We start from the raw sequence: 19,275 nt of genomic DNA on the forward strand, positions 1-19,275 counted from the left end.
TGACGTCATCGGGATCGATGGTCAAAGATGTCCGGGGCCTTGAATCGCGCGTGTTTTTACCTGCTGCATGCGAGGTAGTCTCAGCTGAATCCAGGGCAAGCCGGAGGGCAGGGATGCCCTTCGTCACAGACATTTTGCTTGGTCGCAAACGGCGGCGATGCGATGATTAAGGCCTCTCGTTCCTTCAACCTCGGGCCCGGCTGGATGTCTTTCCATACGTAAGAATCCACAAATCCCGCCTGATTCCCTGCTGAGGATGCCGTGTCACCCACCTGGACTGAAGCTGCCCTCGGATGTGCCGCCGGACTGATGCTGTCCGCGGCCCTGATCCGCTGGGTGGGGCCCCTGGGGTGGATGGATCGGCCGGACGCCTCCCGGAAGAAGCACGCCCGGCCCACGCCCCGGACCGCGGGCATGGTGCTGTGGGCCATGCTCCTGGCCGCCCAGGTCTCGGGGCGGATGCCCTTCCACCTGGATCCCCTCGACTGGGCCGGGATCCACCTCATGGCGTTCATCGGCCTGCTGGATGACCGGTTCAATCTCAGGCCGCGCTACAAGGCCCTGGCGGGCCTGGCGGCGGCGGTGCTGCTGGCCTCCCACGTGACGATGACCCTGGGCCGCGCCGTGGAGTACGTCTCCTTCCTGGATCTGGCCCTGCCCAGCCATCCGGTGGTGCTCGTGCCCCTGCTCACCCTGTGGTTCTGGGCCCTGCCCCAGGCTTACAACCTCATCGATGGCATCAACGGCCTGTCCATGGGATACGCCGCCCTCCTGATGGCGGTCCTCAGCTGGAACCTCGGGGCCCAGCCAGCCCTGCTCTGGGGAGGCCTGGTGGCGGTGCTGGTCCTGAACTTCCCCCGGGCCCACCACTTCCTGGGGGACTGTGGCGCCTTGATGCTCGGCACCTTCTATGCGGTTCTCGGGGTGGAGGCCTTCGCCTTCCGGAACCCCAACCTCCTGCTGTGGGTGTTCGCCTATCCCATCCTGGACGTGTGCCTGGTGGTGGGGATCCGCAGCTGGAAGGGCCGACCGCTCGGCGGGGCGGACCGGAGCCACCTCCACCACTGGATGATGGACCGGACGCATGGGCGCTCCTGGTTCGCCACGCCGATCCTGCTGACCATCGCCGCCCTGCCCATGCTGCGGGCCACGGCCATCCCGGGCCACGAGTCCCTGTCGAACCTCGGCCTCGGGATCCTGGTGGTCCTTGCCCTCAAGGCCTTCAAGGACCGTGTGACCGCCAAGGAGCCCGTGGGGGCTTCCGCGCAGATCCGGCGGGAGATCCCCTTCATGGTGGCCAGCGGTGTCCACGAAGTGTCGGGGTCCCACAGCAAGCTCTGATGGGCAGGTTGTGCGCGCCGTGCCTGCGGGCCTCGGGCATACTCGATCCAGCCTGCCTTCTGCCTTCCGGACGGGACGGATCCCTCCGGATTCCACACCGATAGGACTGTCCTGATGCGCGTTCCGATCCTCCGCACCCTCCTGCCCCTTCTGGCCGCTTCGGTCCTCTCCGCCCAGCTGCCCCAGGGTCTGGACCTGCAGGCGCTCAAGCAGGCGGCCTCGGCCCAGGGCATGGGCACCGCCGGGGAGGCCGTGCCGGCGCGACCGGCGGCCCTTCCGACCGCCACCACCACTCCGGAGGAGGCCGCCCGCCAGCGCAGTGAGGACGAGAAGCTGGACGAGGAGATCCGGGCCCTCAAGCGCCGAGAGAAGGGCCTGCGCCGGTTCGCGGCGGACCTGTTCGACGTGCGCCAGCGCGGCTCGGCGGCCACGGAAGGGGGCATCGCCGAGGACTACGTGCTGGGCACCGGGGACCGCCTGAACCTCAACGTCTTCGGCAGCGCCACCTTCGATCTGCCGGTGCAGGTGGATGGCCGCGGCGAGATCGTCATCCCCAAGGTGGGCACGGCCAAGGTGGGTGGCCTCACCCTGGGCCGGGCCAAAGCGGCGGTGCAGGGCCTGGTGAGCCGGAACTTCTCGCGTTCCTCCGTGGATCTGCAGGTGATCAAGCTGCGGGAGGTGCGGGTCTTCGTCATGGGCGAGGTCTACAAGCCGGGCAGCTACCTCGTGTCGAGCCTCAGCTCTCTCGTGAACGTGCTCAGCCTGGCCGGTGGCCCCACCGCCGTGGGCAGCTACCGCGACATCCGCGTGATGCGCGGGGGCCAGAAGGTGGCGGGCCTGGACCTGTATCCCCTGCGGGCCGAGGGCCTGGGGAACCCCAACGTGGCCCTTCAGAACGGCGACACCGTCTTCGTGCCCCTGGCCCAGAACCAGGTGACCCTGGAAGGGGCCTTCCAGCGGGTGGCCTCCGCCCCGGCCGAGCCGCCGAAGAAGGGCGACCAGCCCCGGGCGCAGGATCTCGACCCCGATCCCCTGAAGGATCAGCGGGAGCGGATCCAGCGGGAGATCAAGGCCATCCAGGTGCAGCTGGAGCCCACGGCGGAGCCGGCCGCCACCCAGGAGACCCCCGATCGGGAGAGCCGTGAGGTCCCCGCGGTCCGCGCGCCTCAGGTCGCCCCGGTCCTCAGCCTGACCGAGCGGGCGAACCTGGAGGACCGCCTCTACACCCTGAGGCGGCAGCTGGTGGCCATGAAGGAGGCCCCGGCGGGTGATCACCGGGTGCGCATCAATCCCGAGACGAACCAGCCGGTGGTCCGCACCGACGAGGAAGCCGGCAAGCCGGAGTGGCTCCGTCGCTGGGAGCAGACCGGCGCGGCGCCGCGCATGCAGTTCGAGCTCCGGCCTGGGGAGACCGCCGCGGAGGCCCTGCGCTTTGCCGGTGGCTTTGCTCCCGAGGCGGGCCCCGGCACCTTGACCCTGCGGCGCCTGGACGCCTCGGGCGTCCTCAGCGGGCGCGACGTGTCCGTGGACGCGGCGGCGCAGCTCCCCCTCCAGCGGGGGGACATCCTGTCCGCCCTGCCGCGCCGGGAACGCACCGGCCCCGTGGTTCAGGTCGCGGGCTGGGCCCGGGTGCCCGGGTTCTTCGCCCGCACCGAAGGCCTGAAGGTGGGTGACCTGCTGCGCCGGGACTCCCAGGTGCTGCCGGACACCTACCGATCCCGGGGCGAGGTGGTGCGGACGGCGGTGGATGGCACCACGCGGTTCCTGGCCTTCGATGTGGACCGTGCTCTGGCCGGGGACGCCACCCACAACGTGCTGCTGGAAGATCGTGACCGGGTCGAGCTGTTCCGCCTGGAGGAGCTGCGCCTGCCCCGACTGGTCACGGTGACGGGGCCCGTGGCCCGGCCGGGCACCTACCGCTTCCACGAGGGCATGCGGGCCTCCGACCTGATCTTCCGTGCCGGTGTGCCTGAGAAATCCGCCGACCGGCTGGTGGCGGAGCTGGCCCGCAGCAAAGATGGCAGGCCCAGCGACGTGATCCGCCTGGACCTGGCGAAGCTGCTTTCCACCGAAGCTGGCAGCCCCATCGCCCTGCTGGATGATGCCGTGAACCCCCGCATCCAGGTGGATGACCAACTGAGCCTCTTCGAGAAGCCCGACTACAAGGTGCATCGCGCTGTGCGCGTCACGGGCCAGGTGGCCCGGCCTGGGACCTACACCCTGGATTCGGACCACCCGCGGCTGTCCGACGTGATCCGACGGGCGGGGGGGCTCACCCCGGACGCCATGCCCCACGCGGGCATCTTCCTCCGACGCATGAGCACCCAGGACGCCTCCCTCCAGCGGGCGGCGGAGGAGTCCGGTCTGGCGGGCAAGGATCCCACGGCCAAGGGCATCAACGAGATCCTGGAGCGACTGAACGAGACCAAGCGCCAGCCCGTCACAGGCCAGCTGCTGAAGAACCCCCTCCTGCACGGCCTGCTGGCCGGCAGCCTGAACCGCATGGTGGTGGATTTCGACGGCGCGCTGAAGGGTGATGCCCTATCGGACGTGGAGCTGCAGGATGGAGACGAGATCATCATCCCCCGGGCTACGGAGGCCGCCTACGTGGTGGGCGAGACCGCCAGTCCCTTCGCCACCTACAAGGTGCGGAAGGGCATGAAGGTATCGGACCTCCTCAAACTTGCCGGGGGCACCACGCGGAATGCCGACACCTCGAACATCCGCCTGCTCAAGGCCGACGGCCGCATCCTCGATTCCTGGATCGACGGCAAGCCCGTGGAGCCGGGCGACACGGTGCTGGTGCCGCAGCGCTTCCGCCGCGATTCCAGCTGGCAGGAGAACCTCCAGGCCTTGACCCCGCTGGCCCTGATCCTCAATGCGGTGAAGTAGGCCGGCCGCCGGTAGCTGGTAGAATGAAGGGCCCCGCGATCGCGGGGCCTTTTCTTCGTGAGTGCCATGATCCTGCGCAAAGAGTACTGGTTTGAAGCGGCCCACTTCATCTACAACCACCCGGGCAAGTGCCGCAACCTGCACGGACACAGCTACAAGCTCTTCGTGTCCCTGGAGGGGACGCCGAATCCGGAGACGGGCATGATCATCGACTTCGACGACCTGTCGAAGGTGGTGGTCGAGAACGTGATCTCCAGGCTGGACCACCGCTTCCTCAACGACCTCATCCCCCTGTCCACGGCCGAGAACATCTCCGTCTGGATCTGGGAGCAGCTCAAGCCGGCCCTGCCGCAGCTCTGCCAGATCGAGGTGTACGAGACCACCGACAACTGCGTGATCTACCGGGGGGAATGAGCCACCACGGGCTTCAGGGATCCACCACGGAGACACTGAGGGCACAGAGAAAAGAACACGGAGGAATGACGGATGAAACTTGGGAAACGGAACTTCTTTCTCCGTGGGCTTCTCGGTGTTCTCGGTGTCTCCGTGGTGGCGCTTTTCTCGCTCGGCTGCGACGCCATCAATCCCGCCCTGCGCTACCAGGAGGCGGCGCGGCAACTGCACTTCTCCCTGGACCGCGTGGAACCCCAGATCGAGCTCGCCTTCCCCCTGGAGCAGTCGCGGGTGCGCCTGCGCCTGGACGTGGGGGTGGACAACGCCTCGGACGTGCGCCTCCGCACGCGCCGCGTGGGTGGTAATCTGCGCCTGGCCGCCCAGGGCGGGGACCATGCCATCGGCGCCATCGGCTTCCCCGAGGGCATGGATCTGGCCGCCAATGGCCGCAGCACGCTCCACGCGGAGGTGGTGATGACTTACGCGGACCTGAAGCAGGTCTGGGGGCCCCTCCAGGCCGCGGCGCTCCGCCGCGAGCCCGCCACCTGGAGCCTGGCCGGGGAGGCCCGCTTCGAAGTCATGGGCATCGAGTTCGGCGTGCCGTTCCGCACCAGCAAGTCGAGCAACCGATGAGTTGAGCGTGATGCCGATCTGCGTTCGAGGGCGAAGGACCACCACGGAGGCACGGAGCATGGACCCATGGGCGGCGCCGGGCCCGGATTCTCTGGGGGGCATCCGGGCCCGGCGCCGCCCATGGCTTCCGGCGTGGCCGGAAGCGGCCTCCGGCCGGTCCATGGTGGAGGGCCGCGGAGGCTCCGTAACCCCTCTGTGGTCTCGGTGTCTCCGTGGTGGATCCCTTTTCTCGGGAGGTGGCGTCATGGAGGAACACGCATGATCCGCGCCGTCGTCTTCGACCTCTGGAATACGCTGGTCTTCAGCCCGGCGGGCAGTCCGTTCCAGCGGCTGAAGGGGCTGCTGAGGCCCGAGCAGGCGCACCTGCACGCGGCCCTCATGCGGGACGGCATGATCCGCCCCTACGCCTCGGTGGAGGCCTTCCTGGAGGCCTGGCGGGAGCCCGCAGGCCTCGATCCCCAGCAGATGGAGGCCATGGCCCAGGCCTTCCGGGAGGCGGGGGAGCAGGCCGAATGCTTCGCGGGCGCGCCGGAGGCCGTGGCCGCGGTGCGCGACCTGGCGCGGGTGGCGCTGCTGTCCAACACCCAGAGCTTCGGCCTGGAGCTGCTGGACCGGCTGGGCATCTCTGAACGCATCCGCCTCCAGCACCGCAGCGCGGACCTGGGCGCCCTCAAGCCCGAGGCTGCGGCCTACGAGGCCGTGCAGCGGCGGCTGGGCCTCTTCCCGGGCAACCTGGCCATGGTGGGCGACAGCTGGACCGACGATGTGCTGGGCGCCCTGGCGGCCGGCTGGACCGCCATCTGGGTGAACCGCGACGGCCGGCCGAGGCCCCATCACGATCCCGACGCGCCGCTCTATGAAGTGCGCAGCCTGGACCGCGTGCCCGAGCTCATCGAGAACCTCCAGCTGGGCATGCGCTGCCCGACCTGCCTGGGGTGACGATCCACCACGGAGACACGGAGGACACCGAGGAAAGAACACGGAGAAAAGGCGAAAAACAAGGATGCTTTTCTCCGTATCCTCTCGGTGATTTCTCCGTGATCCTCTGTCATGGGCAGGCCGAAGGCCGCTTCCGGCCAAGCCGGAAGCCACGGTAGGCGGCGGGCCCGGATCCTTTTGGGGACATCCAGGCTCGCCGCCTACCGAGTGCCCATGCTCCGTGCCTCCGTGGTGGATCTTTTCCTGGATCGGAGCTCAGGCCGTGGCGCTGGCCTGGCCGGGGAGCTGGATGTCCATGACCACGGCGTGCCGCGGGGTGTCGGCGCGTTCGATCCACTGGACGCGGGCGCCCAGGAGGCGGGCCAACTGCAGGAGGCCTTCGCGGGCCTCCTGGTGGAGGGCGGCGGACAGCTCGGGGTGGAGGGTCAGGCGCACGTCGGCGCCGCGCAGGCGCTCGCCCTGGCGCACCAGCTCGCGGTAGGCCTTGAGGAGCGACGTCTCGGGGCTCTGCGTGCGGCCGGCGCCGTTGCAGGCTGGGCAGGGCGTGGTGAGCAGCCGCTCCAGCGAGGGGCCCGTGCGCTTGCGCGTGAGCTCCACCAGTCCGAACTCGGAGATGCCGCCGGCCCTGGCGTGGTTGCGGTCCCGCTTCAGCTCCTCCTGGAGCCGCGCCAGCACTTCGTCCCGGTGCCCGGGATCCACCATGTCGATGAAGTCGATGACCACGATGCCGCCCAGGTTGCGCAGGCGCAGCTGGCGCACGATCTCGGGAATGGCCTCCAGGTTGGTGAGGTAGACGGTCTCCTCGAGGTCCTTCTTCCCCACGAACTTGCCGGTGTTCACGTCCACGCTGACCAGGGCCTCGGTCTGGTTCAGCACGATGGAGCCGCCGTGCTTGAGGAAGACCTTGGGCTGGCGCGCGGCCTCGATCTCCCCCTCGATGCCGAAGGCCTCGAAGATGGGCAGGTCCGAGGTGAAGTGCTTCACGCGGTTGGCCCACTCGGGATGGAGCTTCTCCACGAAGGCCAGCACCTCGCGGTGGGCTTCGGGATCGTCCACCCAGAAGCTGGAGACCTCCTCGCGGAAGATGTCGCGCAGCACCTTCTGGAGCAGGCGCAGGTCGTGCCAGACCAGGCCCGGGGCGGGCACGGTCTCGGCCTTGGCCTGGATCTCCTGCCAGGCCTGGCGGAGGAAGGTCACGTCGCCCACCAGGTCCTCGTCCTTCTCGCCGATGGCGGCGGTGCGGACGATGAAGCCCTCGCCGGGCTGGGCGTGGCTGCGGATCAGCTCGCGGAGCCGCTCGCGCTCCTCGGGATCCGTGATCTTGCGGGAGATGCCGATGTGGTCGATGCCCGGCATGAAGACCAGGAAGCGGCCGGGGAAGCTCAGGTGGCGCGAGAGCCGGGGCCCCTTGGTGCCGATGGGATCCTTCACCACCTGGACGAGGGTCTCCTCCCCTTCCTTGAGGGGGGGCAGGGGCGGGGGCGGCGGGGGCAGGTCCTCGGAAGACTCCTCGCCCTCCTCGTCCGCGGACAGGTCGGCCCCCAGCCGCTGGGCCACGGGGTCGTCCAGGTAGAGGAAGCCGTCCTTGGCCCCCCCGATGCCCACGAAGGCACTCTGCATGCCGGGGAGCAGCTTGGCCACCCGGCCCTTGTACACATCCCCCACCTGGCTCTTGTTCATCGTCCGCTCGAGGAACAGCTCGCAGAGCTGGCCGTTCTCAAGCAGGGCGATGCGCGTCTCCAGGGGGGTCGAATTGACCACCAGGGACTTGCGGACTTCCATGGAACCAACCTTTCAGAACTTTGCAGGGGGTCGCCGTGCCCCGACTGCGGGCCCCAGGGCCGTCCCAGGCCGAAGGGTAGGTCATTTCTACCATGACCCTAGGATGCTGCGCCAACCCACAAAGGTTCCAGGACAGAGATTAATTCTTCCGAATTTTAGACTCATCCCTTTGTATTAAATCAGATGCATCCAAATGAACAGTCCCGGAAGGGCCAGGGCCGCATCCACGGCCAGGGCCCCCAGGACGCCCCTCGCCGTCAGCTGGGGGAAGAGCCCGAGGATGAACAGGGCCGCCCCGCTGGCCGCCAGGCCGGGGCGGTGGGCCGACCAGGCCTGCCCCATCGCGCCAACGGCCAAGACCATCGCGGCGGCCATGGTCCACCGGGCGCCGAACATCACCGGGAAGCTGCGGACGCCGGACCGGGCATCGGCCCCCTCGTCCTTCAGGTCACAGAGCAGGCACCCCGCGGCGAAAAGCAGGAAGAGTGTCGGGGCCACGGGGGCCAGCAGCGCGCGCCATCCGAACCAGGACCGGGCCGGGAAGGGCAGGACCAGGCTCGCCCAGGTCCAGGCCAGGGGCACCCCCAGGGCCTTGGCGAAGGGGAACCGCTTCCAGCGGCGGTAGCCCAGGGCCGAAGCCCCCAGCAGCACCACCAACGCGAGGCTTTGGCGGGGAAGCAGGAGGGCTGTGACCGTCCCGAGGGCGGCCGACCCGGCGAACGCCGCCACCAGCAGGGGCCGGAGGCGGTCGCTCCCTCCTTCCTCCGGGGCATCCAGCAGGCGGTCCAGGGAGTAGGCCGCGGCGATTCCGAGCAGGAGGAACAGCTGGCCGGGAAGCAACAGGGGCTGGCCGGTGGCCCGCTGGACCGCCAGGGGGATCGACCAGCCGAGGGCGACGGGAAGGCCGTAGTGGAGCAGCCGCACGCCGCGGGGTATGCGGTGCTTCCGGCGACTCGCCTCCGGGGGGATCACCCCGTCTCCCCGGGGGCCGGGTACGGCCCGGCCTGTTCTGCCTGGACCCGCTCGGAATGACGCAGCCGCCCGGCGTGGGCTTCCAGCAGGTCGCTCCGGGTGAGGATGCCGGCGACCCGCCGGGCCCCGTCGAGGACCAGGAGGCGGCCGACCCCCTCCCGGACCATGTGGTCCGCAGCCTCCCGCAGGGAGTTGCCCTCGAGGGCGATGGCCAGGGGCCGGTGGAGGAGGGAGCGGAGGGGGGCGTCCACTGCCTGGGCGGGATCCAGGAGGTCCCGGCGGGTGAGCACGCCCAGGGCGCGGCCCTCGCCGTCGACGACGGGGAAGCCATGGTGGGCGGCCCCGCGGATGTCCGTCTCCAGCCAGGTCCTGGCTTCCTGGACGGTGCCGCCCGCGTTCAGGGTCAGGACGTTCCGGGAGGCGAAGTCCCGCACGAGCAGCTGGTCCAGATAGTCCGAGGCGTATTCCTCGGGGACGCGGACGCCGCGGCGGGCGAGCTTTTCCGTCATGATGCTCCGCCGCATGATCAGGGCCGATACCAGGTACGCCGCCGCGCAGCCGCCGAGCAGGGGCAGGAGGCCCAGGGGCTGGAGCGTGGTCTCGAACACGAAGATGGCGGAGGCCAGCATGGTCCGGGAGGCCCCCGCGAAGATGGCGGCCATGCCCACCAGGGCGCAGATCCTGGGATCCACCCCGGCGCCGGGGAAGAGTGCGGCGATGCCCCCTCCGACCAGGGCCCCCGCCGCTCCGCCGAGGGTGAACAGGGGGGCGAGGGTGCCGCCCGAGGTGCCGCTGCCCAGGGCGATGGCCCAGGAGAGGAACTTGGCCACCAGCAGGGTGAGCAGCGCGGTTCCGGCCAGCCTGGCGGAGAGCACCCCCTGGATGTTCTCGTAGCCGACCCCGAGCGTGCGGGGGACCCACAGGCCGATGAGCCCGACCGCCAGGCCGCCGAGCGCGGGCCACCACATCCAGTGGATGGGGAGGCGCTCGAAGCTGTCCTCGATGTGGTACACGGCCTTCGTCACGCCCACCGAGGCCAGGCCCATCAAGGCCCCGATGGCGATGTAGACACCCAGGGTGGACGCGGTGGGCGAAGCCAGGGCCGGGATGGGGAACACGGGCCCGAATCCCACCAGCGCATAGCGGACGGCGGTGGCCGCCACGCTGGCCAGCACCACCGGGATGATGGACCGCGGGTGGTATTCGAAAAGCAGCAGCTCGACCGCCAGCACCACGGCCGAGACGGGGGAGCCGAAGGTGGCGGCCATGCCGGCCGCGGCGCCCGCTGCCAGGAGGGTCTTCCGCTCCAGGGTGCTCATGGCGAGGAACTGGCCTACGAGCGACCCCAGGGCGCCGCCGGTGGCGATGATCGGGCCCTCGGCCCCGAACGGCCCGCCGGTGCCGATGGCCACGGCGGCGGAGAGGGGCTTCAGCAGGGTGATCCGGGGCGGGATCCGGCTTTCGTTGAGCAGGATCTGCTCCATCGCCTCCGGGATCCCGTGGCCCCGGATGGCCGCGGACCCATGGCGGGCCATCAGGCCGACGACCAGGCCCCCGAGCACCGGGACGAAGAGGACGGTCCACCCCAGGTGATGCCCGGCCGGGGACGCGAAGCTGGAGGAGAGGCGATGGTAGTAGGCCAGGTTCGTCACCAGGCCGATCAGCCTCAGGAGGCCTTCGGCGATGAGGCCCAGGGCCAGCCCGAGGATGGTCGCCAGGGCGCCGATGAAGGCCACACGGCCCTCCAGGATGGGCGTGATGCGGGGTGTCCGCAGCTCGGGCGGGGCCGGATCAGGCCGTGCCATGATCGGCCTCCTTCCCGGGCCGGCGGCCGCGTTCCTCGAAGAACATCGGCGGAGCCTCCCCTGCGGGGGGGACCAGGGCCTCCAGCAGGCCCGCGAGCTGGATCAGCTCCCGGGGTTGCAGCGCCGCCATCCGCCGGATGAGGGTGCTCTGCACCGGTGGAGGAGCCTCCCCGAGCCTGTGGCGCCCTTCCGGAGAGAGGCGGATGTCCAGCCTGCGGCGGTCGCTGCGTGCGACCTCCTTCACCACCAGCCGCTTCTCCTCCAGCTTGCGGACCACCACGGAAACCGAGCTTTGGTCCGTGAAGGTGGCGTCGGCGAGCTCGCCCAGCGACAGAGGCCCCCCCTTCCCCAGGACATGGAGGACGAAGAGCTGGGCGCTGCTCAGCCCGTGGTGCTTCCCGGTGGAGGCGGAGGCGAGCCGCAGCTCGCGCACGATGGACCGGAGGGCATCCAGCACGCGCCGCACCGTGGGGTCTGCCTCGGATAAATTACTTGGGATCCCATTCATTCATTCAGCATGGACCTCCAGCCGCCATCAGGCAAGGCCCGAGGCGGGAAGGGACCCGATTCCGCCGCCGCCCCGGTCAGTCCGTGAAGGCGCTGGTGCAGAGGGGGGTGCGCTCCTGGCGGCGGCGCTCGGTGATGCGGTTGCGCTCATCCACGAAGACCACCTTGGGCGCCACGGTCTCCGCCTCCTCGGCGGTCATCCAGCCGTAGGCGGCGATGATCACCAGGTCGCCCTTCTGGACCAGGTGGGCGGCGGCCCCGTTGATGCCGACCTCGCCCGAGCCCGGGATACCGGGGATCACGTAGGTGGACAGGCGCGACCCGTTGGTCACGTCGTAGATGTCGATCTTCTCGTTCTCCATGAAGCCGGCGGCCTCGATGAGGAGCGGATCGAGCGTGATCGATCCCACGTAGTCCAGATCGGCCCTCGTCACGGTGGCGCGATGGATCTTACCGAGCAGGAAGTGGCGCAGCATGCATCCTCCGGTCCAGGCTCCGTCCGGAGTCCCGGCCAACGCATAAGGATGGACCCAGGATTATCCCGGGTCCATCCTCGATTTTGACCAAGTCTAGTTGAACAGTACCACGTGGAGATCCACGCCGAGACGGGGAGGTGCCACGGGGGGCGGCGCCACCGGCAGGCGGAAGGCCCCTTCCAGGTCCACCCGGGCCCGGGGGTCGCGGATCTGGCGCAGCACCCAGCGGCCCTCGATGAAGACGTAGCAGCGGGAGGGATCGCCCGGCACCAGGGCCACGTAGTGGCGGTCGTCGCCGGGGCGCCAGTAGCCGTCCATCCAGGCGGGGGCCCGGTAGCGGCGATAGCGCCGGTCCCGGTCCTCGCCCCGGTCGTCATCATCGTAGCGGTGGCGCTCGTACTTCCGGGCTTCCTTGTCCCGCTCCTTCCAGTACTTCCGCTCGGCCTTGTCGCGCTCCTTCCAGTACTTCCGGTCCTCGCGGTCCTCCCGGCGATCATCCCGGTCGCCGTGGCGGCCGCGGCGCTCGTCGTCGGGGCGGGCGATGGAGGGCAGGGTGGACAGGGCGAAGGCGGCCAGAAGGGCGACACTCAGCCATCGACGGGACATGGGGACTCCTGGGCTCAGTTGAACAGGGCGACGTGGAGGTCCACGCCCACCCGGGGCAGGGGCACCGGCGGCGGCGCGGCGGGCATGCGCAGGACATCGCGGACCTCAGCCTGGACGCCCACGGAGAAGCCCTTCTGGAGTTCCCAGCGCCCGTCGATCAGGAACCAGGCGCGGTCCGTGTAGCGGGGGTCCACGGCGATGTAGGGCCGCTCGGGGAGCCGGGCGCCGAACTTCTTGGCCAGGCCCGGAGGCATGCCGCCCTTCTTGGCCAGTCCCGGGGGCACGCCATCGCCGCCCCGGGCATGCCCCGGAGGGCCGTCATGGCCGTGCTTCCCATGACCACGCCCCTGGGGCATGGCGATGAGGGTGGCGGAAAGCAGGATGGGACCCAGCATGGAACCTCCCGAATGGGGACCTGCGGCGTCCTTCGCGGCGGGTCCGGGCCATTCTAGCTCGCGGTCCGACCGCACGCCCCCATCGTTTGAAGGGGGTCGGCCTCACCCGAAAGATCTAGTCGCTGAGACTTGCCTTCGTGGCCTTGGCTTATTTCTTCGTGTCCTTCGTGAAGGCTTTTTGAGGCCCGCCGGCCTTCAGATCGCCGGGAGGTTCAGCAGGACGTTGTCGATGAGGCGGGTGCTGCCCACGTAGGCGGCCACGCAGAGCGCGGAGGAGCGGTCCACGGGGCCCTGGAGGGGCTCCAGGGTCTGGGCATCCACCAGCTCCAGGTACTGGATGGAATCCGCCCCCGTCATGAGGGACCGGGCCGTCTCCAGCAGCTTGGCCGGCTCCCGCTCCCCTTCCTCGTCGAAGGCGGCCTTCGCCGCCAGCAGGCCCCGGCTGAGGGTCAGGGCCCGCTGCCGGCCGTCCTCGTCCAGGTAGGTGTTGCGGCTGCTCAGGGCCAAACCGTCCGCCTCGCGCACCGTGGGCACCACCACCACGTCCACCGGCAGGTTGAGGTCCCGGGCCATGCGGCGGATCACCGCGATCTGCTGGAAGTCCTTCTGGCCGAAGAAGGCCAGGTCCGGCTGCACGATGTTGAAGAGCTTTGCCACCACCGTGGCCACGCCCCGGAAGTGCCCGGGCCGGTAGCGGCCGCAGAGGGTGTCGGCCAGGTGGCCAGGCTCCACATGGGTCTGGAAGCCCGTGGGGTAGATCTCGCCAACCTCCGGCAGGAAGAGCACCGTGGCGCCGGTCTCCAGGCAGAGGTTCTGGTCCCGCTCCAGGTCCCGGGGGTAGCTGGCCAGGTCCTCGCCGGGACCGAACTGCGTGGGATTCACGAAGATGGACACCACCGTGGCGTCGCAGCGGGCGGCGCTCTGGCGGATGAGGGCCCCGTGGCCCTCGTGCAAGAACCCCATGGTGGGGACGAAGCCGATGCGCTTGCCCTCATCCCGCAGGGGTCTCAGGAGGGCGCGGAGATCAGCGATGGAACGGACGACTCGCATGGACAAAAGCGGGATCCTTCAGAATTCGCTCCCCAGTCTACCAAGGGCGCGATCAGGGATGCCACTGGGTCAGAACCGGACGAACGGCTTCTGGAAGGGTATAGGATTCCCGGGCGTCAGGGAACCCTCCGGAGCGCACATCCCCGGCCCAGGCGGTCAGCGCGTCCCGCAGCTCTTGGAATCCTTCGATATACCGGCGCACGAATTTCGGGGAGGTCCCGGGCAACAGGCCCAGCACATCGTGGAAGACCAGCACCTGGCCCGAGCACTGGGGGCCGGCCCCGATGCCGATGGTGGGGATCTCGACCGTCTCCGTCACCCGGGCCGCCAGGTCCGCGGGGATGCCCTCCAGCAGCAGGGCGAAGCAGCCGGCGTCCTGGAGCCTCTGGGCGTCCTCCAGCAGGTGGAGGGCATCGGCCTTCTGCTTTCCCTGCACCTTGAAGCCGCCCATGGGGTTCACGCTCTGGGGGGTGAGGCCCAGGTGGCCCATGACGGGGATCTCGGCGTCCAGCAGGGCGTGGATGACGGGCAGGCGCTTGGCGCCCCCCTCCAGCTTCACCGCCTGGGCGCCCCGCTGGAGGAAGCCCCCCGCGTTGCGCACCGTCTCCTCCAGGCCCAGGTGGTAGCTCAGGTAGGGCATGTCGGCCATGAGGAAGGCCGAGGGCTGGGTGCGGGCCACGGCCTCCAGGTGGTGGTTCATCATGGCCATGCTGACGGGCAGGGTGTTCTCGAAGCCCAGGCACACGTTCCCCACGCTGTCGCCCACGAGGATGATGTCCACGCCCGCCGCGTCCGCGATCCGCGCCGTCGCGGCGTCGTAGGCCGTGACCATCACGAGCTTCCGTCCCGCATGGTGCCAGGTGTGCAGCTGGGGGAGGGTGACGCGCGTGCGCGCGTCCGCGGGCAGGTGGCTCATGGGGGTCTCCGCTGGAAGGTCGAAGCCTTGGGCTTCCATGAAACCACCAATCGGCGAAGACAGGATGAACAGGATTAAAAGATGGATTAACAGGATGAATACCTCCCTCATATCCTGTCACCTGGTTATCGGCGAGCCTCGGCCTGGAAAGATCACCACGAAGGACTCGAAGGCGCCCTTCCGGGCACGAAAAGAGCACGAATGGGTTTCGACCCACTGCGGACATCCCTTTGCGGGCGGCGGTCCCGGGCGGTCTCTGGAAGCCGCCTGGGACCGCCGCCCGCAAAGCCGGTCGCGCGACGCGCGCCCGGGGGCCGAAGGCCCGGATGTCCTGGGCGGGACGCCGGGGTCTGTCTTCGTGGCCTTTGTCCGCTTCTTCGTGCCCTTCGTGGAGGCTTTTGATGTCCACGATCAAGCTGAGGCCCACCGATTATAGGGTCCTGTTAATCCTGCCTTTCATCCTGTTAATCCTGTCTGGTTTTCATCATTCGGCCTCCGGCACCACCGGCAGGTTCATCTGGGTGGGGGTCCAGTCCTGGAGGGGATCGGCGCGGTCGGGGAGGACCCAGCGGAGGCCGGCGGCTTCGACGGTCTGGCGGAAGCGGTGGAGGTCCTCGCGGCCCAGGAAGGCGGTGCCCTGGCTTTCAGGCAGGTGGGACCAGAGCTCCTGGAAGCTGGGGAAGGCGTCCTGGAGGCGGGCCTTGGCGCCCAGCTTCTCGCCCCGCTGCAGCAGGAGCTGGGCCCCCTCGGTGCAGGCCTCCACCACCTGGGCGGGGAATTGGAGGTCCCGGCCCGCGGCCAGTACCTCGCTCCAGGCATGCAGGGCCTCCTCGGCCACGGCCTCGGTGGGGGGCACGGTGGAGAGCAGCAGGGCGTGGGCCCGGTGCCACTCCAGGTCCAGCCAGCGGGAGCCGGAACCCTCCACGGGGCCCTTGAGGGTCTCCAGGATGGCCCAGCCCTGCTCCGGCGCCTCCTGCCGGGCCCGCTGGGATTCCCGGGCCAGGGCCTGGGCCAGGCGGAGGCGGGCCAGGCGGTGGCACCAGAGGGTGCCCGAGGCCTCGAACTGGTCCGCGGCGGCCTTGAGGAGGCGGGCCGCGTCCCGCCAGGCGCCGCGGAAGCGGGCCACCTCGCCCTGGAGCATGGTGTGCTCGCCCTGCTCCTCCGGGGCCAGCAGGGGCCGGCTGGGGCCCGCGGCCTGGAACTGGGCGTGGTCCGCGGCCACGGGATCGCCCATGGCCGCGAAGGTGCGGGCGCGCCAGACCTGGATCATGGAGACCTGGGCCGCATCGCCCAGGCGCTTGGCCTGGCCCAGGGCGCGGTCCAGGTGGGTCATGGCCGGCCCCAGGAACTGCTGGAGGCTCCGTACCGTCCCCAGGGCCAGGTGGCTCTGGCACTGGAGGCCCAGGTCGCCCTGCATGCGGGCGGTCTGGAGGGCCTCCTGGAGCAGGGCGATGCAGGGGCCGGCCTGGCCCTGGGCGAGACGCACCTGGGCCAGGGCGATCTGGGCGGGCACCTGGCCCCGGAAGTCCTGGCCGTGCTCCAGGAGCCGCTGGGCGGACTCCAGCAGGTCCGCCGCGCGCTGGAACTGGCCCTGGGCGGCCAGGGCCCGGCCCAGGGCCGTGAGGAGGGCGGCCTGGTCCCGGCCCTGGGGCCGGCCGCCGGGGTTCTGGGGCCCCTGGGGATGGAGGCCCTCCTCCAGGGCGCGGATGCCCTTGGTCAGGTGGCCCTGGAGCAGGTGGAGCTGGCCCAGGGCCAGCCGCAGGCGGGGCTGCTCGGGGTGGAGGGGGTGGTCCTTCAGGCGCTCGGCGGCGGCCATGACGGGCTCCTGCGCCTCGGCGGGACGGCGGAGCTGGAGCAGGAGCATGGCCCGCTTGCGGAGAATCCGGGCCTCGGCCAGGCGGATGCCCTCGTGGAAGGTGGCGCGGCCCAGGGCGTCCAGGGCCCGGTCCAGGGCCTCCAGGGCCCGGTCGGCCACGGGCTGCGCCGGGAGCTCCCCTTCGGCCAGGGGCGCCTGGGAGCCCGCGGCCCAGGCGTCCGCCAGGTGCTCGTGCAGGCGGGCTTCGTCCCAGGGGCGGGGTTGGAGCTGGAGGGCCTGCTCCACCATGCGCTGGGCCTCCTGGGGGGCGGGAGCCTGGTGGTCCAGGACCTCCAGCACCGCCGCCAGGGCCGTGGCCTCGTCGGTGGCCAGGGCCTGGAGCGTCACCGGGGGGGCCAAGGGACCGCCCTGCTCCTGGAGGATGGCCAGGAGGGCCCGGGCCAGGCGCTTCAGCTCGGCCTGGGGGGTGTGGGACAGCACCAGCTCCCGCCACCGGGGGTCCGGGATGGAGGCCTGGTGGGCCTGGAGCTGGATGAGCCGCGAGCCCGAGGCCCCTTGCAGCGCATCCTCCAGGGCCTCGCCGGAGAGGCCGAGGAGGCGGCCCAGGGAGCCATCCGGCAGGGGCCGCTCCGCCAGGGCCAGGAGGCGCACCAGGGTGGCGGCGGCGGGGGTGAGCCGCTGGAGGCGGCCCAGGAAGACCTGCTGCACCAGGTCGGCCTCGGCCCGCAGCGTCTCCGGCCGGCCCGCCAGGGTCCAGCGGTCCTGCTCCCAGGCGAGGACCCCCTCCTGCTGGGCCAATTCCAGGACGTTCAGCAGGAGGCCGGGGTTGCCGAGGCTCTGGGTGACCAGGCCGTCCACGTAGCCTTCGGGCAGGGCGTGGCGGCCCAGGAGGTCGTCCAGGAGGGTGCGGAGGTCGTCGTCCTCCAGGCGGTTCACGCCCACAAGGGCGGCCGCGGCCTCCTGGCGCAGGTCGGCGATGAGGGGCTTCAGCCCGGCCCCCTGGGCCCCGGTGGTGAGCGAGAGCAGCCAGGGCAGCTCCGAGCGGTGGACCAGCTCCCGCACCAGGGCCAGCACCTCGGGGGTGGCGCGCTCCAGGTCCGAGAGGTGGATAAGGCGCGGATGGAGGAGGCGGGCGAAGTCCAGGGCCTCGAGGGCGGCCTTCACCTCCTCGGGTTCGGGGCCCGCCTCCTGGCGGTTCCGGTGGCGCCCCCCCGTGAGGAAGGCGTAGGCCTGCACCCGCAGGGAGAGGGCCCGGGCGGCCTCGGGGCGCTGGGCGTAGAGGTCCGCCTCGCGGCCCGCCAGCAGGGCCTCCAGCAGCCGGCCCAGGAAGCGCCCGGCGGACTCGTCCGTGGAGGCCTCCAGGTGGTGGGTCCAGATGCCCTCGCCCTCGGCCACGGCGCGGGCCCAGGCGGCCAGGTGGGCCTTGCCGATGCCCTCCTCGCCCTGGAGGAGCACGATGCGTTCCATGGGGATGGGGGCGTCGAGGCCCAGCATCAGGGACTTCAGGTAGGGCAGTTCCTGGGTGCGCCCGCGGACGGGCCGGGCGAGGGGCTCGGACAGGTCCCGGGGATGGGTCCAGGGGAGGTCTCCGGAGGAGGATGCGGGGAGGCCGGCAGGCAGGAGGGAGGTCAGCCCCGGCAGGCCCCAGGGGGCCTCGCCCAGCGCCCGGGGGACCTGGGTGAGGCCCGGGCGGAAGGTGATGGCCTCGGGATGGAGGAAGCGGGGGTGGGGGTCGCGCTCCAGCTCCCGGTCGAGGTGCTGGAGCAGGGCCTGGCGCTGGGCGGCATCCCAGCCGGGCCAGAGCCGGGAGAGGGGCGTGCCCTGGAGGGCCTGGAGGTGCCAGGCCTGTCCATCGTCGAAGCCGAAGTGGCCGAGGACGGGATCCAGGGGGACCGCGTCGAGGAAGCGGGCCAGGAAGGTGTCGCGCAGCTGATCCAGGTCGCGGTCCGCGGGCAGGGGCGACCAGAGCTGGGCGAGGAAGCGGGCGCCGTCATGCTCCCGCCGCAGGAGCTGGAAGCTGCATCCCGGTCCCCCGCCCAGGTCCATGAGCCAGGCGTACCGCTGCGTCCCGAGGAAGCGCGTCACCTCCACGGACGGGGCTCGAGCGCGGGTTCAGCGGGGCGGGGGGACATGGCGGGAAGTGTAACCCAGGCCAAAAAGCGGAGACAGGATTAACAGGATTGGTAAGGATTAACAGGATTAAAGAAGGATTTATTGAGCACCGTCATCGGCGGGGTCCGGCCCGGAAAGATTCATTCGCCACTGATTTCAGTGATGACGATAATGAGGAGGTTCATGGCTCTATGTTGCATGGGCTCAGGGAGGGTGCGAGGGGCGCGCCCTCCTGGGGGAGCGTGCCCCTCGCACCCTCCCTGACTTCCGGCACAGCCGGAAGCGGCCTCCGGCCGGTCCATGCAGGTACAGCTACGGCCCAATCAGCGCAATCACCGTGCATCAGTGGCTAAAACAGCTTTTCCAGCGTCCGGCCACCAACCGTGACCTCCAACCGGCGGCCATCCGACCCGCCAAGCCACCATCACCGATCAGTCCTGTTCTTGAATCCTGTTACCTGATTATCGGCGAGCCTCAGCCAGAAAAGCGGAACGCAGAGGGCGCAGAGACCGCCCTTCGGGCGCGCGGAGAGCGCGGAGGGGGCTCGACCCACCATGCGTGGGCCCGCCGAAGGCGGCCTCCGGCGTTGCCGGAGGTCATGGGGGGCGCCAGGGCCGCGCACCCCAAAAAGGGGGTTCCT

At 70.3% G+C, this 19,275-nt stretch carries 15 protein-coding genes; 5 read left to right on the top strand and 10 right to left on the bottom strand.

Annotated features, from left to right (window positions below):
* Positions 1–309: 309 nt before the first annotated feature.
* The 5 genes from G398_RS0107385 (at position 310) to G398_RS19500 (ending at position 6,198) form a co-directional block, all read left to right on the top strand.
* The gene (locus G398_RS0107385; protein ID WP_026853123.1) at positions 310–1,341 is read left to right on the top strand and encodes a glycosyltransferase family 4 protein; all 1,032 of its coding nucleotides are present in this window, start codon (positions 310–312) and stop codon (positions 1,339–1,341) included.
* A gap of 114 nt (positions 1,342–1,455) precedes the next feature.
* The gene (locus tag G398_RS0107390; RefSeq protein WP_026853124.1) at positions 1,456–4,233 is read left to right on the top strand and encodes a polysaccharide biosynthesis/export family protein; all 2,778 of its coding nucleotides are present in this window, start codon (positions 1,456–1,458) and stop codon (positions 4,231–4,233) included.
* Positions 4,234–4,299: 66 nt separating this feature from the next.
* A complete protein-coding gene (gene queD, locus G398_RS0107395; RefSeq protein WP_026853125.1) occupies positions 4,300–4,647 on the top strand; it encodes a 6-carboxytetrahydropterin synthase QueD in 348 nt (115 codons plus the stop codon).
* Positions 4,648–4,779: 132 nt separating this feature from the next.
* Positions 4,780–5,259, top strand: coding sequence for a hypothetical protein (locus tag G398_RS0107400; RefSeq protein ID WP_026853126.1), 480 nt, complete (start codon positions 4,780–4,782; stop codon positions 5,257–5,259).
* Positions 5,260–5,517: 258 nt separating this feature from the next.
* Positions 5,518–6,198 (top strand): HAD family hydrolase, encoded by a 681-nt coding sequence (locus tag G398_RS19500; protein ID WP_026853127.1) that lies wholly within the window; start codon positions 5,518–5,520, stop codon positions 6,196–6,198.
* A 255-nt stretch (positions 6,199–6,453) separates the two neighbouring features.
* On the opposite strand, the gene G398_RS16990 is transcribed toward G398_RS19500, so the two are convergent.
* The 10 genes from G398_RS16990 to G398_RS21925 form a co-directional block, all read right to left on the bottom strand.
* Entirely contained in the window at positions 6,454–7,980 is a 1,527-nt protein-coding gene (locus tag G398_RS16990) for an Rne/Rng family ribonuclease (RefSeq protein WP_052571648.1), read from the bottom strand.
* A gap of 174 nt (positions 7,981–8,154) precedes the next feature.
* Positions 8,155–8,952 carry a UbiA prenyltransferase family protein gene (locus G398_RS0107415; protein ID WP_084512203.1) on the bottom strand — a complete coding sequence of 266 codons (798 nt, stop codon included), beginning with the start codon at positions 8,950–8,952 and terminating at the stop codon, positions 8,155–8,157.
* Positions 8,949–10,757 (bottom strand): chloride channel protein, encoded by a 1,809-nt coding sequence (locus G398_RS16995; protein ID WP_084512206.1) that lies wholly within the window; start codon positions 10,755–10,757, stop codon positions 8,949–8,951. The genes G398_RS0107415 and G398_RS16995 overlap by 4 nt, the downstream gene beginning before the upstream one ends.
* Positions 10,744–11,265, bottom strand: a complete 522-nt coding sequence (locus G398_RS0107425) for a MarR family winged helix-turn-helix transcriptional regulator (RefSeq protein WP_084512209.1) — start codon at positions 11,263–11,265, stop codon at positions 10,744–10,746. The genes G398_RS16995 and G398_RS0107425 overlap by 14 nt, the downstream gene beginning before the upstream one ends.
* Before the next feature lie 76 nt (positions 11,266–11,341).
* Entirely contained in the window at positions 11,342–11,740 is a 399-nt protein-coding gene (gene panD / locus G398_RS0107430; protein ID WP_026853130.1) for an aspartate 1-decarboxylase, read from the bottom strand.
* 93 nt (positions 11,741–11,833) lie between these two features.
* Positions 11,834–12,346: a hypothetical protein gene (locus G398_RS21180; RefSeq protein ID WP_052571650.1), complete on the bottom strand. Its 513-nt coding sequence runs from the start codon at positions 12,344–12,346 to the stop codon at positions 11,834–11,836.
* Positions 12,347–12,360: 14 nt separating this feature from the next.
* Positions 12,361–12,741 (bottom strand): hypothetical protein, encoded by a 381-nt coding sequence (locus G398_RS0107440; protein WP_026853131.1) that lies wholly within the window; start codon positions 12,739–12,741, stop codon positions 12,361–12,363.
* Positions 12,742–12,936: 195 nt separating this feature from the next.
* Positions 12,937–13,791 (bottom strand): pantoate--beta-alanine ligase, encoded by an 855-nt coding sequence (gene panC, locus G398_RS0107445; protein ID WP_026853132.1) that lies wholly within the window; start codon positions 13,789–13,791, stop codon positions 12,937–12,939.
* 52 nt (positions 13,792–13,843) lie between these two features.
* Positions 13,844–14,707: a 3-methyl-2-oxobutanoate hydroxymethyltransferase gene (gene panB, locus G398_RS0107450; RefSeq protein WP_026853133.1), complete on the bottom strand. Its 864-nt coding sequence runs from the start codon at positions 14,705–14,707 to the stop codon at positions 13,844–13,846.
* A 484-nt stretch (positions 14,708–15,191) separates the two neighbouring features.
* Positions 15,192–18,614 carry an ATP-binding protein gene (locus tag G398_RS21925; RefSeq protein ID WP_026853134.1) on the bottom strand — a complete coding sequence of 1,141 codons (3,423 nt, stop codon included), beginning with the start codon at positions 18,612–18,614 and terminating at the stop codon, positions 15,192–15,194.
* Positions 18,615–19,275: the final 661 nt, after the last annotated feature.

The sequence above is a fragment of the Geothrix fermentans DSM 14018 genome (assembly GCF_000428885.1).
GTDB lineage: Bacteria > Acidobacteriota > Holophagae > Holophagales > Holophagaceae > Geothrix > Geothrix fermentans.

Bases quoted from the DNA above. Each gene is read 5' to 3' on its own strand.
- G398_RS0107440 (WP_026853131.1), bottom strand. From the start codon at position 12,741: ATGCTGGGTCCCATCCTGCTTTCCGCCACCCTCATCGCCATGCCCCAG.
- G398_RS0107390 (WP_026853124.1), top strand. From the start codon at position 1,456: ATGCGCGTTCCGATCCTCCGCACCCTCCTGCCCCTTCTGGCCGCTTCG.
- panB (WP_026853133.1), bottom strand. From the start codon at position 14,707: ATGAGCCACCTGCCCGCGGACGCGCGCACGCGCGTCACCCTCCCCCAG.
- G398_RS0107425 (WP_084512209.1), bottom strand. From the start codon at position 11,265: ATGAATGGGATCCCAAGTAATTTATCCGAGGCAGACCCCACGGTGCGG.
- panD (WP_026853130.1), bottom strand. From the start codon at position 11,740: ATGCTGCGCCACTTCCTGCTCGGTAAGATCCATCGCGCCACCGTGACG.
- G398_RS21180 (WP_052571650.1), bottom strand. From the start codon at position 12,346: ATGTCCCGTCGATGGCTGAGTGTCGCCCTTCTGGCCGCCTTCGCCCTG.
- G398_RS19500 (WP_026853127.1), top strand. From the start codon at position 5,518: ATGATCCGCGCCGTCGTCTTCGACCTCTGGAATACGCTGGTCTTCAGC.
- G398_RS16995 (WP_084512206.1), bottom strand. From the start codon at position 10,757: ATGGCACGGCCTGATCCGGCCCCGCCCGAGCTGCGGACACCCCGCATC.
- G398_RS16990 (WP_052571648.1), bottom strand. From the start codon at position 7,980: ATGGAAGTCCGCAAGTCCCTGGTGGTCAATTCGACCCCCCTGGAGACG.
- panC (WP_026853132.1), bottom strand. From the start codon at position 13,791: ATGCGAGTCGTCCGTTCCATCGCTGATCTCCGCGCCCTCCTGAGACCC.
- queD (WP_026853125.1), top strand. From the start codon at position 4,300: ATGATCCTGCGCAAAGAGTACTGGTTTGAAGCGGCCCACTTCATCTAC.
- G398_RS0107385 (WP_026853123.1), top strand. From the start codon at position 310: ATGCTGTCCGCGGCCCTGATCCGCTGGGTGGGGCCCCTGGGGTGGATG.